This window comes from Micromonospora sp. NPDC049151, assembly GCF_040648395.1.
Taxonomy (GTDB): Bacteria; Actinomycetota; Actinomycetes; order Mycobacteriales; family Micromonosporaceae; genus Micromonospora.
Window position 1 is genome coordinate 177,018 of sequence record NZ_JBEZDP010000007.1, and the last position, 15,017, is coordinate 192,034.

The 15,017-nt window shown below is 71.8% G+C and carries 14 protein-coding genes; 10 read left to right on the forward strand and 4 right to left on the reverse strand.

From position 1 onward, the window contains the following. Positions 1–29: 29 nt before the first annotated feature. The 6 genes from AB0B20_RS11235 (at position 30) to AB0B20_RS11260 (ending at position 6,775) form a co-directional block, all read left to right on the forward strand. Complete coding sequence (locus tag AB0B20_RS11235) at positions 30–392, forward strand: hypothetical protein (RefSeq protein WP_357383365.1); 363 nt, start codon at positions 30–32, stop codon at positions 390–392. 144 nt (positions 393–536) lie between these two features. Then, positions 537–911, forward strand: coding sequence for a hypothetical protein (locus AB0B20_RS11240; RefSeq protein WP_357383367.1), 375 nt, complete (start codon positions 537–539; stop codon positions 909–911). A 31-nt stretch (positions 912–942) separates the two neighbouring features. Further along, positions 943–2,109, forward strand: a complete 1,167-nt coding sequence (locus tag AB0B20_RS11245; protein WP_357383369.1) for a YcaO-like family protein — start codon at positions 943–945, stop codon at positions 2,107–2,109. Continuing rightward, positions 2,102–3,499, forward strand: a complete 1,398-nt coding sequence (locus AB0B20_RS11250; protein WP_357383371.1) for a TfuA-like protein — start codon at positions 2,102–2,104, stop codon at positions 3,497–3,499. The genes AB0B20_RS11245 and AB0B20_RS11250 overlap by 8 nt, the downstream gene beginning before the upstream one ends. 10 nt (positions 3,500–3,509) lie before the next feature. Beyond that, complete coding sequence (locus tag AB0B20_RS11255; RefSeq protein ID WP_357469957.1) at positions 3,510–5,636, forward strand: radical SAM protein; 2,127 nt, start codon at positions 3,510–3,512, stop codon at positions 5,634–5,636. A 71-nt stretch (positions 5,637–5,707) separates the two neighbouring features. Then, positions 5,708–6,775, forward strand: a complete 1,068-nt coding sequence (locus AB0B20_RS11260; RefSeq protein ID WP_357383375.1) for a DUF2855 family protein — start codon at positions 5,708–5,710, stop codon at positions 6,773–6,775. Between the two features lie 403 nt (positions 6,776–7,178). On the opposite strand, the gene AB0B20_RS11265 is transcribed toward AB0B20_RS11260, so the two are convergent. Continuing rightward, the gene (locus tag AB0B20_RS11265; RefSeq protein WP_357383377.1) at positions 7,179–8,471 is read right to left on the reverse strand and encodes a GAF domain-containing protein; all 1,293 of its coding nucleotides are present in this window, start codon (positions 8,469–8,471) and stop codon (positions 7,179–7,181) included. 251 nt (positions 8,472–8,722) lie between these two features. On the opposite strand from AB0B20_RS11265, the gene AB0B20_RS11270 reads away from it, so the two are divergent. Further along, positions 8,723–10,123, forward strand: coding sequence for a glycoside hydrolase family 6 protein (locus AB0B20_RS11270; protein ID WP_357383379.1), 1,401 nt, complete (start codon positions 8,723–8,725; stop codon positions 10,121–10,123). 54 nt (positions 10,124–10,177) lie between these two features. Here the strand turns inward: AB0B20_RS11270 and AB0B20_RS11275 are convergent, their stop codons facing one another. The 3 genes from AB0B20_RS11275 to AB0B20_RS11285 form a co-directional block, all read right to left on the reverse strand. After that, on the reverse strand, positions 10,178–10,852 hold the full coding sequence (locus AB0B20_RS11275; RefSeq protein WP_357383381.1) for an NAD(P)-binding domain-containing protein: 675 nt from the start codon (positions 10,850–10,852) through the stop codon (positions 10,178–10,180). A 12-nt stretch (positions 10,853–10,864) separates the two neighbouring features. Beyond that, positions 10,865–11,062 (reverse strand): ester cyclase, encoded by a 198-nt coding sequence (locus AB0B20_RS11280; RefSeq protein WP_357469960.1) that lies wholly within the window; start codon positions 11,060–11,062, stop codon positions 10,865–10,867. 77 nt (positions 11,063–11,139) lie between these two features. Continuing rightward, complete coding sequence (locus AB0B20_RS11285; protein WP_357383385.1) at positions 11,140–11,826, reverse strand: SDR family NAD(P)-dependent oxidoreductase; 687 nt, start codon at positions 11,824–11,826, stop codon at positions 11,140–11,142. A 118-nt stretch (positions 11,827–11,944) separates the two neighbouring features. Here AB0B20_RS11285 and AB0B20_RS11290 point away from each other — a divergent pair, with 118 nt between their 5' ends. From AB0B20_RS11290 to AB0B20_RS11300, 3 genes are all read left to right on the forward strand, one after another. After that, positions 11,945–12,568, forward strand: coding sequence for a TetR/AcrR family transcriptional regulator (locus AB0B20_RS11290; protein ID WP_357383387.1), 624 nt, complete (start codon positions 11,945–11,947; stop codon positions 12,566–12,568). Positions 12,569–12,716: 148 nt separating this feature from the next. After that, a complete protein-coding gene (locus AB0B20_RS11295) occupies positions 12,717–13,787 on the forward strand; it encodes a sporulation protein (protein ID WP_357469963.1) in 1,071 nt (356 codons plus the stop codon). A gap of 227 nt (positions 13,788–14,014) precedes the next feature. Continuing rightward, a complete protein-coding gene (locus AB0B20_RS11300) occupies positions 14,015–14,956 on the forward strand; it encodes a cation diffusion facilitator family transporter (protein WP_357383572.1) in 942 nt (313 codons plus the stop codon). Positions 14,957–15,017 lie beyond the last annotated feature (61 nt).

Genomic DNA, 15,017 nt, shown 5'->3' on the forward strand with positions numbered 1-15,017 from the left:
GGCGGCCGACCGTCGAAGGGAGCAGGGGTGTGACAAACGTCGATCGGGCGGTCTTCGTGGCCGCGTACAGCCGGCTGGTCGCCGACGTCTGGGCCGACCCGGCCAGGGAGCGGGCGCTGGACTCCGACCCGCGGGCGTTCCTCGCCGGCTACGGCCTTCATCTGCCGGAGGATGTGCAGGTCCGGGTGGTTCGCGACGTCGCCGACGCCGATCCGGACCTTGAGGTGCAGGTCGAGTCGTGGGAGCTGGCGGAGGTCACCGGCGCCTTCGTGCTGTTCGTGCCGTCGCTGCTGCCGGTGGCCGAGGCGGAGCTGGCCGAGGACGAACTGGACAGTGTCGTCGCCGGGCTGGACTCCAGTTGTGCCTGCTGCTGTCCGTGCTGCTGCACCTGACACCGATGTCTGCCGCCCGCCGGGCGGCACGGCAGATTCTGATGGCAGTCAGCGGAAATGCTTGATTGCCTCACCTCGATCTTCCTAGCGTTCTCGCCACAGCAATTAACCGCCCGGCCCGCAGCCCCACGAAAGGACCGAAAGATGAGCAACGACGACCAGGAATACGGTGCCAGGTTCGTGACCAAGTACTCGGAACTGGTCACCGCCGTGTGGCGCAGCGACGAGGAACTCCAGCGCCTCCTCGCCGACCCGACCGGCTACGCGACCGCGGCCGGCCTGCCGGTCGCCCCCGGCGCCACTGTCGAGGTCGACCGCGCCCAGCCCGCCACGCTCTACACCAAGGAGCAGATCGTCGCCGACTGGTCCGGCACGCCCGGCCGGCACGTGCTGCACGTGCCCGAGGTGCCGCTGGTCGACCTCAACGAGCTGACCGAGGCCGAACTGGAGACGGTGGCCGGCGGCGTGGCCGCGGCGGCCGACAACAACGTCAACATCATCGCCGTCCTCATCGTCTGAGTTCCTCCCCCCACCCCCGCCGGGAGCCTCGATGACTGACACGACCGAGACCATCGCCTTCCGATCCGGCACCTACCGGACGGCCACAGTGGAGCAGACCTGGGCACGGGTCGGCGGCATGCTCGACCGGTTCCGGCTCACCCGGGTCGCCGACATCACCCGGCTCGACGAGATCGGCCTGCCGGTGCACGTCGCCTACCGGCCGGTCGGCGCCACCATGGCGGTGAGCGTCGGCACCGGCGCCACGGCGATGCAGTCCCGGGTCAGCGCGGTGATGGAGAGCATCGAGTCCTGGCACGCCGAGAACCTCCGGCCGGGGACCGCCGTCCGGTCCCCGGCCGAGGCGCTGGACCTGCCGTACGACGTGCGGTGGCTGCACCTGGCGGAGCGGTCACCGCTGACCCCCGCCGTCGAACTCGACTGGGTCGAAGGCCGTGGACTGGTTACCGGTACGCCCTGCCTGGTGCCCCGCGCCACCATCGAACTCGACTTCACCGTCCGGCGTGGCTGGGACCGCGCCCTGTTCACCGCCAGCAGCAACGGGCTGGCCACCGGCAACACGCTCGCCGAGGCCAGCCTGCACGCCCTGCTGGAGGTCGTCGAGCGCGACTGCATCGCCCCGTACTGCACCTCGCCGCTGACCGAGCGCACCTACACCGACCCGGGCACCGCCACCAACGCCATGACCCGCACCGTGCACGAGGCGCTGCTCCGGGCCGGCTGCTGGGTGGAGGTCTGCGACATCACGAACGAGGTCGGCGTGCCCTGCTACGCCGCCTCGATCTGGTCCCCGGACCTGCCGGTCACCTTCGGCGGCTTCGGCTGCCACGTCGACCCCGAGATCGCTGTCGGCCGGGCCATGGCGGAGGCGGCGCAGTCCCGGCTGGTCATGGTCTCCGGTGCCCGCGACGACATCGACGCCACGGCGTACCACGACGTCGGCGCGCCGCCGGTGCCGCCGCCCACTGTCGACCGGCCCGCCGGGCCGGTCCGCCGAGACCCCCCGCCCGCCGGGGACGTGACCCAGGTGCTGCGTGAGCTGGCGGCGCGGGTGCAGCGGATCACCGGAGTCGAGCCGTTCCGCGTCGACCTGACGCACGACGACATCGGCATCCCGGTGAGCAAGGTGTTCGCCCCCGGCCTGCGCATGTTCGACGAGCGGGCCCTCAGCACCCGACCGGGAGCACCGCGTGACTGATGTCGTCTTCATCGGACCGAGCCTGCCGGCCGACGAGGTGGGCCGGCTGATGCCCGAGGCGGTGGTGCTGCCACCTGTCGCGCACGGCGACCTGCTCCGCCTGGACGTCGGCCCCGGCGACCGGGTCCTCGTGATCGACGGGTTCTTCCTGCAACACCCGCCGGTCCGTCACCGGGAGATCCTCGACCTGCTCGACCGTGGGGTGACGGTGGCCGGCGCGGCAAGCATGGGCGCGCTGCGCGCCGCCGAGCTGTGGCCGTTCGGCATGCGTGGCGTGGGCGAGGTGTTCCGGCTCTACCGCGACGGTGTGGTCACCGGCGACGACGAGGTGGCGGTGGTGCACGGGCCCGCCGAGGAGGGTCACCGCACGTTGAGCGAGCCGCTGGTGAACATCCGGGTCGAGCTGCGCCGCGCGGTCACCGCCGGAGTGCTCAGCCCGGCCGAGGCCGAGCTGCTGCTGGACATCGCCCGGGAACTGCCGTTCCGGCGGCGGTCGTACCGCGCGCTGGAGCGCACCGCGCCGCCCGGGGCCGCGGGCGCGGTGGACCGGTTCCTCACCTGGCGACGGCGCGATCCCGGGGACGCCAAGGGCGCCGACGCGCGGCTGCTGCTGTCGATGGCGGCGGAGAACGCGCCGGAGTTGTGCCCGGCGCACGCCGGGGACCAGCCGATCGACAACCTGCACACCCGTTTCCTCGACAGCTGGCGGTCACGGTTCGCCGGGGCGTCGGTCGGCGGCCACTGGGTCAGCGACCGGGAGGCCGCGGCGGTGCTGATGCTGATGCATCCCGAGGCGCCGGCCTGGCACCGGCGCGGGGTGCTGGCCGGGCTGGCCGAACTCGACATCACCCACCCGGCGGTCGAGGAGCGCGCCCACCGGGCGGCCCGCGACCGTGGCCTCACCGGCGTGCCACCGGGCGGCTGGGAATGGCTCACCGACCGGGACCGGGGCATCGACGACCGCGAGGCGGTGCTGCGGGTGCTGGTGCGGGCGTTCGGCACCACGCCGTACCGCAGCCTGGCGCTCTGGATGGTCGCGGCGCCGCTGCGTACCCGCGCGATGCTCGCCGCGGCGCGGCAGGTCGCGGCGACCGCGGCGTCGCTGAACGAGACGCTCGTCCCGCGTACGACGGGACACCGCCGCCCGGGCGGCCGGCTCCACTTCCGCACCGAGGTGGTCGACGGGTGCTTCGCGCGGTTGTGGGGCTGCGACGACGGTGGCCTGGAAGCGGCGGCGTGGGACCGGGGCTTCGACAGCCTGGCGGCGTTCCGGTACGCCGCCGAACCGCTCGTGGCGTACGTCAAGGCGTTCGGCGCACCGCGACTGCCGGCGGTGGCGCAGCGCGCGCAGGAGGACAGCCCGGCCGGTTCAGCGGCCCGGATCGGCTGAGGAGGCGTCGATGACCGCAACGGTGAAGGCGGCACTTGTCTACCCCCCGCTGACCGACCCCACGTCGGGATACCACTCGCTGAACTACCTCGACTCGTACGCGCGGGCGCAGGGGCACCGGCCGGCGGAGATCATCGACGCCAACATCGAGGCGTTCCATCACTCGTACACCCCGGGGGCGTACGAGTGGCTGCGACGGGAACTGTCCCGGCGCTCGACCGACGACCTCAGCGGCCCGGACGCGTTGATGGCCCGGGCGAACCACCTCGGCCTGCCCGACCCGGACCCGGAGCGGCTGCGCCGGTCGATCGGCGTGTTGCAGGACCCGAACCTGTTCTACGACTACCGGCACTACCAGGACGCGGTCGAGGGCGTGATCTCCTGGATGGACGCGCTCGGCGCGGTCGGTTTCCCCGGGCAGTTCCGGGCCGGTTTCCGGCTCCAGCCACCACCGATGGTCTCGATCGGCTCGGTGGCCGCGCTGACCGACGAGGCGCTGCTCGGCCGGCTCAACCGGCCCTTCCAGCCGTACTACGAGGACGTGCTCATCCCGCGGCTGGCCGCCGGCGACCATCAGGTGATCGGGATCAGCGTCACCTACCAGTGGCAGCTACCGTTCGCGCTCTGGATCGCCCGGCTCGTGCGCCGGGCCTGCCCGGACGCCTTCCTCGTCGCCGGCGGTACGGAGATCTCCGACCTCTGGAAGTGCGCCGGCCGGCCCGAGTACGTCTTCCAGGTGCTCGCCGACTTCGACGCGATAGTGGTCGGGGAGGGGGAGAGCGCGTACACCGAGATCCTGGACGCGGTCGCCACCGGCACGCTGCCGGCCGGGCACCCGAACGTCCGCCTGCACCCCAGGTACGGCCGCCAGCGTCAACTGCCGTTGCGCTACGAGCGCCTGGCCCAGGTGCCGGTGCCGGACTTCTCCGGCCTGCCGTGGGACCTCTATCTCAGCCCGGAGCGGTTCGTCTACTACTCGCCGACGCGCGGCTGCTACTGGAACAAGTGCACGTTCTGCGACTACGGCCTGAACACCGACGGCCCCACCAGCCCCTGGCGGCAGGACACGGTGGCCAAGATGGTCGCGGACGTCACCGAACTGTCGAAGTTCGCCAAGTTCATCTACTTCTCGGTGGACGTGCTCGCGCCCGCTACCATCCTGCGTTTCGCCGAGCAGGTCGTCGAGCGTGGGCTCGACTTCCGCTGGGGCGCCGAGATCCGGCTGGAGAAGTACTGGTCGGACGAGCGCTGCGAGCTGCTGCGGCGCAGCGGCTGCGTGGCCGTGTCGGTCGGCTTCGAGTCCGGCAACCAGCGCATCCTCGACCTGATCGACAAGGGCACCAAGCCGGAGCAGGTGCGGCGCACCATGACCGCGATGACGAAGGCCAACATCGGCGTGCAGATGATGGGCTTCACCGGCTTCCCCACCGAGACCCGGGAGGAGGCGCTGGACAGCATCACGTTCCTGCGCGACAACCCCGACCTGTGGACCCTCGGCGGGCTCGGCGACTTCATGCTGACCCCGGGCGCCATCGTCGCCAAGGAGCCGGAGCGGTTCGGCATCACCAACGTGCGGCCGGTGGAGGGCTCGGACATCGTCCGGATGCTCCGGTACGACGAGCCGGTGACCGAGGCGGCGCAGGCCGAGGTGGCCAGGGCCAAGGCCGACCTGAACCCGGGCCACTTCCACCGGCCCTGGCTGGGCAGCACCGACACCCCGCACACGTTCTTCTACCACGACCGGTACGGCACGGCGGTGCGCGGCGTGCTCGCCCACGACCGGGTCCGGCACGACACCGACGACGAGACCGAGTTCCTCGCCAACGGCGTCTTCGTGGATCGCGACGACGAGCAGGTGTGGGACGCGTACCGGCGGATCCGCTCCGACGAGCAGGAGGGCGCACCCGGCGAGCTGCCGGCGAACCGGCACCTGTTCCGTCGCACCGACGGCCAGGTGTTCGCCCTCAACCGCAGCAGCCGGCTGTTCCTGGATCTGTTCAGCGCGCCGCTCACCCTCGCCGACGCGCAGCGCCGCCTCTGGATCGTCGAACCGGCTGTCGCCGACCGGGTCTGGCGCACCTTCATCGGGCAGCGGCTGATCCGCCGGCACCAGCTTCCGGCCGAGCCGGTGCGGTGACCCGCGCGGAGTGGGATTTTGCACTCGCAGTGCATCTTGTCTCCCGGGCCGCGCCTGCCTAGCGTCAGACCATGCCTGACTCGTGGACGTTCGCTGTGGCCCGGGACGACCTCGCCGACACCACGCTCGTCGGCGGCCCGGCGCCCGGCCTCTCCGACGGGGAGGCGCTGCTGCGCGTCGAGCGCGTCGGCCTGACCGCGAACAACGTGACGTACGCGGTGCTCGGCGAGGCGATGCGCTACTGGGAGTTCTTCCCGCCCGCTCCCCGCGCGCTCGACGAGCGGTGGGGCCTCCCACCACTGTGGGGCTTCGCCGAGGTCGAGGCGTCCGCGGTGGCCGGGGTCGAACCGGGCCAGCGGGTGTACGGCTATCTTCCGCCCGCCCGTCACCTCGTGGTGCGCCCGGACCGGGTGGACGCGTCCGGTTTCCGCGACGCGAGCACACACCGGGCCGGCCTGCCCTCGCCGTACAACGCCTACCGGTCGACCGGCGGCGATCCGGCGTACCGGGCGGATCAGGAGGACCTGCTGATCCTGTTCCGGCCGCTGTTCTTCACCTCGTTCATGCTCGCCGACCAGATCCTCGACGAGGGCGCCTACGGAGCGCGGTCACTGGTGCTGTCGTCGGCGTCGAGCAAGACGGCGTACGCCGCCGCGTTCGAACTGCACGGGCGCGGCCCACGCCTGATCGGGCTCACCTCGCCCGGCAATGTCGCCTTCACCAGTGCGCTGGGCTGCTACGACGAGGTCGTCTCGTACGACGACATCGGCACGCTCGACGCCGCACCGACCGTCTACCTCGACCTGTCCGGCTCACCCGCGACCCGCGCCGCCCTGCGCACGCACCTCGGCGATCTCCTCGTCCGGGACATCGCCGTCGGGCTCACCCAGCAGACGCCGAACGCCGACGCCGCCGGGGAGGTCTTCTTCGCGCCGGTACGCATCCGCAAGCGCAGTCGGGACTGGGGTCGCGCCGGCCTCGACGACCGGTTCGCCGATGCCTGGCAGCGGTTCTCCCAGGTGGTGAGCGGATGGCTCGACGTGCGGGTCGGCACCGGCCCGGAGGCGCTGCGGGAGGCGTGGCTCGACGTCCTCGCGGGCCGTACGCCACCACGGGTGGGGCACGTCGTCCAGCTGTAAGAACATCGCCGATTTCGACCGCGGCGCGCCCGCCCGGCCGATGCGCGCTAGGCTGACGACGCGGGGTACCGAAGACTGATCGCCACCCCTTGCTTCTCCCACGGTTTCCCAGCCGCGATGACTGAGTCGAGCGCTGCCGTGCAGATTCCCTTGGAGCACCTTGTGCCCGACAACACGTTCGCCCTGAACCCCTTCCGTGTAGACGGGCTCGGGGCCACCGACGACGAGCGCAGCCCGACCGCGGACGTCAGCGCCGAATCCATGACGCGCCTGCGGAGCCCGTTCACCGCGGCGCGTCCCGCTCACGAGCCGGCCGCGCCCGCCCGACGCTAGGCCCGCACCCGGGCGTGACGGCCAGCCGCACGCACAGGTTCCGGACGTTGCCGCCGGGCACTGTCAGTGGTCAGCGGTTGACGTAGGCGGCCAGGCCGCCGAGCTCCTCGTTGGCGATGAAGACCGAGCGGACGTTGATGATGGCCTCCTCGACGTGGACCGGGCAGCCCCACGCCGAGTCGCCCCACGAGTCGGCGACCTTGATCTCGGCGGGTGCCGCGCAGCCGTCGCTGCCGCCGAGCTGACACCGCTCGGGGCGAGGGGAGGCGGCCTGCGCGGCGGCGGCGGCGCGCAGCCGGGCGGTGAGTTCCGCGGCGGCTGCGGCGCGCTGCTCCGCCTCGGCCCGCAGTTCCCGTTCCGCCCGGACCACCCGGGCCAGTTCGTCGTGGGCGGCCCGCGCGCGGGCGTCCGCGGCGGCCTTCGCCTCCTCGATGTGGTGGCGTTCGATGGCCAGGGCCGCGGTGCCGGCGAAGACCCGGGCGAGGGCCAGGTCGGCGTCCTGCGGGACGCGCGGGGTGCGGTGGTACATGGCGAACGTGCCGAGCAGGCTGCCGTCACGGGCCAGGATCGGGGTGGACCAGCAGGCGGCGAGCCCCGCCCGCCCGGCCAGATCGCGGAAGTCGACCCAGAACGGGTCGGTGGCGATGTCGGTGACGATGACCGGTTCCCGCCGGTGCGCCGCGGTGCCGCACGAGCCCACGCCCTCACCGGTGGCGATGCCGTCGATGGCCTCGTTGTAGAAGTCGGGCAGGCTGGGCGCGGCGCCGTGGCGCAGGTGCCGGCCGTCGGTGTCGGCGAGCAGGACGGAGACGAGCACCTCCTGCGGCGCGAGGTTCTCGATGCGGCGGGCCATCCCGTCGAGCACCTCGGCCAGGGGGGCCTGACGGGCGATCTGCTCCAGCATGGCGCGGTGCTCGGCCATCAGCCGTTGCGCCTGCTTGACCTGTGTGGTCTCCACCCCGATGACCCGGATCCCGGTCACCGTGCCGGCGGCGTCGCGGCGTGCCTCGTAGGTGAAGTCGAAGAACGTCTCCCGGGCCTGTGACCCGGTGCCCAGCATGATCCGGGCGTCGTGGCCGGTGTAGGACTCGCCGGTGCGGTAGACCTCGTCCAGCAGGGCGATGAAGCCCTGACCGTCCAGTTCGGGCATCAACTCGGCGAGCGTGACCCCGGTGCGCGCGCGCTCCTCGCCGATGGCCGCGAAGAACGCCGGGTTCGCCGCCTCGACCACGTGCGTCGGCCCCGCGAGGGCCGCGAAGACGGCGATGGACTGCCCGAACAGCGTCCGCAGGTCCTCGTCCGCGGCTCGCGCGGCGACCGGTGAACCCACGGTGGTCGGACGCTGGCCTGGTAGCGCCGTCATCCCTGGTCTCCCTCCGCACCGGCGTCGTCGGTCGGCCGGCGGGCCCGCGCCGGTGACCATGGTCAGATTACGGGTAGGGCCGCGCGGCCGCCGTCCGGCATACCGGTGGAACGTGCCGACCGGCCGACTCCGGGCACTTCCTCCGAGAGTGGCTGCCGTTCACATCTTGGCATCGACGCCCGCCTCCGTTACCGTCGTGGGAACGCTCCCATGAACTTAGATACATCTATGTGATCAGGAGGAAACACGTCGTGGCTATCCTCTCGTCCCGCCGCAGGTCAGCGGCCATCAGCGTGGCGGCCGTCGCGGGCACCGCCGCGGCTGGTGTCTGCCTCGCCGTCGGCGGCGCGTCCGCCGGCACCGTGTCCGGAACGCTCTACCGCGACCCGAGTTCGGCGGTCGTCCGCTGGGTCGCCGCCAACCCCGGTGACTCGCGGGCAGCCGTCATCCGCGACAAGATCGCAAGCCAGCCGCAGGCCCGCTGGTACGCCAACTTCAACCCGTCGACCATCCAGTCCGAGGTCTCCGGCTTCGTCGGCGCCGCCAACGCGGCCCAGCAGATTCCGGTGCTGTCGGTGTACGAGATCCCCAACCGGGACTGCGGCGGGGCCAGCGCGGGCGGGGCGCCGGACCTCAACCAGTACCAGACCTGGGTGTCCAACTTCGCCAGGGGACTCGGCAACCAGACCGTCCTGATCATCCTGGAGACCGACTCGCTCGCGCTCCAGACCTGCCTGAGCCCCAGCGAGCTGAACGCCCGCAACCAGGCGCTCACCACGGCGACCCAGACCATCAAGTCGGGGAACCCCAACGCCAAGGTCTACCTCGACGGCGGCCACTCGACCTGGAACAGCGCGAACGACACGGCCAACCGGCTGCGGGCGGCCGGCGTGCAGTACGCCGACGGCTTCTTCACGAACGTGTCGAACTTCAACCCCACCTCCAGCGAGGCCAACTTCGGCCGGGCGGTCATCTCCGCGCTCAACGGCATGGGCATCTCCGGCAAGCGGCAGGTCATCGACACCAGCCGCAACGGGGGAGCCGCCGGTGACTGGTGCGCCGACGACAACACCGACCGGCGGATCGGGCAGTACCCGACCACGAACACCGGCGACGCCAACATCGACGCGTACCTCTGGGTGAAGCCGCCGGGTGAGGCGGACGGCTGCCGCTACACGGCCGGTTCGTTCCAGCCGGACCTGGCCTTCAGTCTCGCGAACGGCGCGCCGAACCCGCCCACCACCGCGCCGCCGACGACCAACCCGCCGACCACGGCGCCGCCGACGACCGCGCCGCCCACCACGGCGCCGCCGACGACCGCGCCGCCCACCACGGCGCCGCCGACCACCCCGCCGCCGGCCGGTAACGGCTGCTCCGCGTCGGTCGCGATCAACCAGTGGAACGGCGGCTTCACCGCGAGCGTGAACGTCACCGCCGGCTCCACCGGCATCAACGGCTGGACCGTGACCGTCGCGCTGCCCGGCGGCGCCTCGATCACCGGCACGTGGAACGCCCAGGCCAGCGGCACCAGCGGCACCGTCCGGTTCACGAACGTGGGCTACAACGGGCAGGTCGGAGCCGGCCAGACCACCAACTTCGGCTTCCAGGGCACCGGCACCGGCCAGGGCGCCACCGCCACCTGCGCCGCCTGACCGGAACCGGCACCCGGGGCCCGGCGCGGAGGATCGCTCTCCGCGCCGGGCCTCTCACCTCTCCGCTGCCGTCCGCACCGGAGTCACGAGCCGCCGTGCCCGCCTCAGATTGCGCGCCAGCTCCTCCCGGTCCTGGTGCGCGTGGCGGATCCACGCCGGCTGGCCCGGGCCGGTACGCCAGGACTCGCTCAGCGGGCTGTTGTCCACGGTGTCGAAGCCAAACCGGTCGTACAGTCGCGTCACCAGCTCGACCGCCTCCGGGTGATCGCTTGAGACGGACAGCGCCAGCCGGTCCGGCGCGCCGGCGGGCCGGGCCGAGGTCAGCAGCCGTGGCGCCTGGATGTGGGTGAACGCCTTGGCGACCTTCGACGTGGGGAGTTGTTCCTGGCGCAGCTCGTGGACCGTCTTCTCGCCCGAGTCGAGGACCGGGATGTTCCCGTCCCGCCAGACCATGTAGTTGTTCGTGTCCAGCACGACCTTGCCGGCCAGTTCCTCGACCGGCATGTCGTTCACGACCTTCAGCGGTACGGCGACGATCGCGAAGTCGCCCGCTGCCGCCGCCTCCGGCGCGTACGCCGCCCGCGCCGACGGCCCGAGTTCGGCCACCAGGTCCGTCAGCGTCCACGGTCCCCGCGAGTTGGCGATCACGACCCGGTACCCGGCCGCCACCGCCGCGCGGGCGAGCTGGCTGCCGACCTCGCCCGCGCCGATGATGCCGATGGTTGTCATCGTCGGTGCCCGTCAGCGGGCGGCGGTGAGCTGCCGCAGCATCTCGGCCGAGTCGTGCGGGGCGGTCATCTGCGCGAACCGCCCGTCGCTGACCTTGTAGATGGCGTACTCGACGATCTCGAACGAGGCGCCGGAGGGCGGTACGCCCAGCCCCTCCTTCACCGGTGTGCCGTAGCGCAGGTACCAGTCGCGGAGATCGTGCTGGGTCATGTCACTGTCCTCTGATGTGCGGACCCCGGCCGGGGTCTCGGTCTGCTTGGTCGGAGTTGCTTTCTCGGGGCGGGTGGCTACCAGCGCAAGGGCCCGAGGTCGTCCTGGAGGGTTCCGGTCGGGCCGTCGGGGGGAAGCGTCGCCAGGCGTACGACGGTCCTGGCGCTCTCCGCCGGGGTCCTGCCGCCGCCGATCGAGGCGGTCAGGTCGGTGGCGGTGTAGCCCGGCTCGACCGCGTTGAACCTGATCCCCGGCTGGGACTTGGCGTACTGGAGGGTGATCATCGTGGCGGCGGACTTCGACGCCGAGTAGAGCGGTGAGGTCAGGTTGTACTCCGGCCGCTCGGGGTCGGTGACCGCCCAGAAGGAGCCGGCGCTGCTCGACACCGTGACCACGACGGGGTTGGACGACCGGCGCAGCAACGGCAGCGCCGCCTCCGTGACACGGACGATCCCGACCGCGTTGGTGTCGAAGACGCGGAGGGCGGTGGGGCCGTCGACGACACCGTTCTCGGCGATGCCGGCGTTGTTGACGAGGACGTCCAGCCGTCCCTCGTCGGCGTCGACGGTCGCCAGCGCCTTGGCCACCGAGTCGTCGTCGGTGACGTCGAGCGGCACGAATCGCGCCCCCAGAGCCGAGGCTGCCTCCTCGCCCCGCCCGGTGTCGCGCGCTCCGACGTAGACGACGTGCCCCAGGTCGAGGAGCTGTCTGGCGGTCGCGAAGCCGATGCCCTTGTTCGCGCCGGTGATCAGGGTGACGGTCATGATCTTCCCTCGCCTTCCCAGTTTTGTACTGATCGGTTCACGGCTCACCGTAGCAGCATTCTGTACCGACCGGTTCGTGGGCTGGGTCACGTTCTGTACCGAGCGGTATAGTCGAGGCATGAGTACTGAGACGCCGGCCCCCGGGCGGCCGCGGGCATTCGACGAGCAGACGGTCCTCGACCGGGCCGCCGAGGTCTTCTGGCGGCAGGGCTACGAGGGCGCGTCGCTCAGCTCACTCACCAAGGCGATGGGCATCAACCGGCCCAGCCTCTACGCCGCGTTCGGCAGCAAGGAGGAGCTGTTCAAGCGGGCCTTCGACCGCTACCACGAGACCAACCTCGCGAACGCGCGCGCCGCCCTCGAACAACCGACCGCGTACGCCGCGATCGAAGTCTTCCTGCGCGCCAGCGCCGACAACCTGACCGCCGGCGGCCACCCCGCCGGCTGCCTCTCCATCCAGGGTGGCCTCGCCTGCTCCCCGGAGAACGCCCGTATCTCCGAGATCCTCGCCGCCGGCCGGGCGGCCACCGAGGCCGCGCTCGAGGAGCGGCTGTCCCGCGCGGCGAAGGAGGGCGATCTCCCGGACGGCATGGACAGCCGGGCGCTCGCCCGTTTCGTGATGGCGCTCAGCGAGGGGCATGCCGTCCACGCCGCGGCCGGCGCGAGCCGCGAGGACCTGCAGGCCTCCGTCGACGTCGCCATGCGCGCCGTCGCGGCGCTCCGCCCCGGCGCCGGAGGGTAGCCACCTGGATTCACCCAGCTACTTCTCAGGTGGCGTTTCTGGCTTCCCCGCTCGGCGGCCTCCATCATGGACGCCGTTGATGTCGTTGTGACACAAGGGTTTCACGGTCCGTGTGTCGCGCGTACGGCGGTCGTCGAGGGAGAGGTTCGTGGTGTTCAAGAAGATGCTTGGTGCGTTCGGGGTGGGCGGCCCGAGCGTCGATACGGTCCTGTCCAATCCGAGTACCCGCCCGGGGCTGATGCTGGGCGGGCAGGTGAACCTGACCGGTGGCAGCCACGACGTGGAGATCGACCACATCACCGTCGGGCTGGTCACCCGGGTGGAGATCGACGGCGCGGAGGAGGAGTACGACGCCCTCGTCGAGTTCCACCGCGTACAGGTGGCGGGTGCTCTGCACCTGCGCGAGGGCCAGCGGTTGTCGCTGCCGTTCCAGGTGGCGATGCCGTGGGAGACCCCGGTGACCGACCTGTACGGGCAGCGTCTGCACGGCATGACCATGGGCCTGCGTACCGAGGTCGCGATCCGCGGTGCGATCGACAAGGGCGACCTCGACCCGGTGTACGTGCACCCGCTGCCGGCGCAGGAGCGCGTCCTCGAGGCGTTCGGCCGGCTCGGCTTCGGGTTCAAGGGCGCCGACCTGGAACGCGGGCACATCTCCGGCCTGCACCAGAGCCTGCCGTTCTACCAGGAGATCGAGTACTACGCCGCCCCGCAGTACGCCCACGGCGTGAACGAGGTCGAGCTGACCTTCGTCGCGAACGAGCACGGAATCGACGTGGTGCTGGAGTTCGACAAGCGCGGTGGCCTGTTCACCGGCGGCCATGACTCCTACGGCCGCTACCACGTCGCACACGCCGACGCCGACCGCGTCGACTGGGCGGCGCAGGTCGACGCCTGGGTCCGCCAGGCACTCGACGGCTACCAGAGCCGGCACGCCGGCCACGGCTATGCCCCGCCCGCCCAGGGATACGGCACGCCCGGCTACCCGCCCCCGCCGCCCGGCTACGGGCAGCCCGCGTACGGCGCTCCCGGATACGGGCACGCCGCGTACGGCCACCACAAGGACGAGCACCACCACGAGCGGCACGGCGGCCCCGGCATGGGTGCCGTCGCCGCGGGCGTGGTCGGTGGCGCCGCCCTCGGCTTCGCCGGCGGCATGGTCGCCGACGAGGTCTTCGACTCCTTCGGCGACGACGAGAGCGGCGGCGAAGAGGAGTGACTCATGTGCCATCCGCAGTGGACCGGCGGCGACCTGCCGGCGACCTGACCGGCACGAGGTAGCACCGTCTCCGGCGGCCCGGGAGACCTTTCCGGGCCGCCGGCCGTCGGCTGCTCCGCCCCGCCCGCCGGGCCGAAATCCCGACCGGCACCCCGGTCGGCGGGTCGGCCGGGCCGCTGGCACACTGACCCCCCAAAACCGTGACGTACGACGAGGGGGAACAGCCGATGGCTGCGGAGGGCAGCACCAGGGCCGTGGTGACGGCGCTGGCCGCGAACCTGGGCATCGCGGTGAGCAAGTTCGTCGCCGCCGGCATCACCGGGTCCGCGTCCATGCTCGCCGAGGGCGTGCACTCGGTCGCGGACTCCACGAACCAGGCCCTTCTGCTGGTGGGCGGCAAGCGGGCCCGCCGTGCCCCGACCGCGCTGCACCCGTTCGGCTACGCCCGTGAGCGCTACGTCTACTCGTTCATCGTCGCGATCATCCTGTTCACCCTCGGCGGTCTCTACGCCGTCTACGAGGGTTACCACAAGATCAGCGACCCGCACGAGCTGTCCTCACCGCTGATCGCCGTCGCCGTCCTGCTGATCGCCATCGCTCTGGAGGGCTTCGCCCTGCGGACCGCGGTGAAGGAGGCGAACAAGGTACGCGGCAAGCGGAGCTGGGTCTCCTTCGTCCGCCACGCCCGCGCCCCGGAGTTGCCGGTGATCCTGCTGGAGGACGCCGGAGCCCTGCTCGGCCTGCTGTTCGCCCTCTCCGGTGTGGGCTTGAGCGTGCTCACCGGCAACGCCCTCTTCGACGGCATCGCCACCCTCTGCATCGGCGTCCTGCTGGTCGTCATCGCCGTCGTCCTCGCCGTCGAGACGAAGAGCCTGCTCATCGGCGAGGCCGCCCTGCCCGAGGAGGTGAGCACGATCAACACCGAGCTGGTCTCCACCCCGGGCGTCGACCGGGTCATCCACCTGCGCACCCTGCACCTGGGGCCGGAGGAACTCCTGGTCGCGGCGAAGATCGCGATCAGCACCTCAGACCGGGGATCCGACGTCGCCGCCACCATCGACGACGCCGAGGCGCGGATCCGCCGGGCGCTGCCCATCGCCACGGCGATCTACCTCGAACCCGACATCGACCGGCAGCCCGCACCGGCAGCCGCCGCCCCCGGCACCTGACCCCACCCGGCACTCGCGACTCCGCCCGCTCGATCATGGACTTTCGGCCCGGACCAAGCTC

Bases quoted from the DNA above. Each gene is read 5' to 3' on its own strand.
- AB0B20_RS11285 (WP_357383385.1), bottom strand. From the start codon at position 11,826: ATGACCGTCACCCTGATCACCGGCGCGAACAAGGGCATCGGCTTCGCG.
- AB0B20_RS11265 (WP_357383377.1), bottom strand. From the start codon at position 8,471: ATGACGGCGCTACCAGGCCAGCGTCCGACCACCGTGGGTTCACCGGTC.
- AB0B20_RS11245 (WP_357383369.1), top strand. From the start codon at position 943: ATGACTGACACGACCGAGACCATCGCCTTCCGATCCGGCACCTACCGG.
- AB0B20_RS11300 (WP_357383572.1), top strand. From the start codon at position 14,015: ATGGCTGCGGAGGGCAGCACCAGGGCCGTGGTGACGGCGCTGGCCGCG.
- AB0B20_RS11260 (WP_357383375.1), top strand. From the start codon at position 5,708: ATGCCTGACTCGTGGACGTTCGCTGTGGCCCGGGACGACCTCGCCGAC.
- AB0B20_RS11290 (WP_357383387.1), top strand. From the start codon at position 11,945: ATGAGTACTGAGACGCCGGCCCCCGGGCGGCCGCGGGCATTCGACGAG.
- AB0B20_RS11280 (WP_357469960.1), bottom strand. From the start codon at position 11,062: ATGACCCAGCACGATCTCCGCGACTGGTACCTGCGCTACGGCACACCG.
- AB0B20_RS11275 (WP_357383381.1), bottom strand. From the start codon at position 10,852: ATGACAACCATCGGCATCATCGGCGCGGGCGAGGTCGGCAGCCAGCTC.
- AB0B20_RS11240 (WP_357383367.1), top strand. From the start codon at position 537: ATGAGCAACGACGACCAGGAATACGGTGCCAGGTTCGTGACCAAGTAC.
- AB0B20_RS11255 (WP_357469957.1), top strand. From the start codon at position 3,510: ATGACCGCAACGGTGAAGGCGGCACTTGTCTACCCCCCGCTGACCGAC.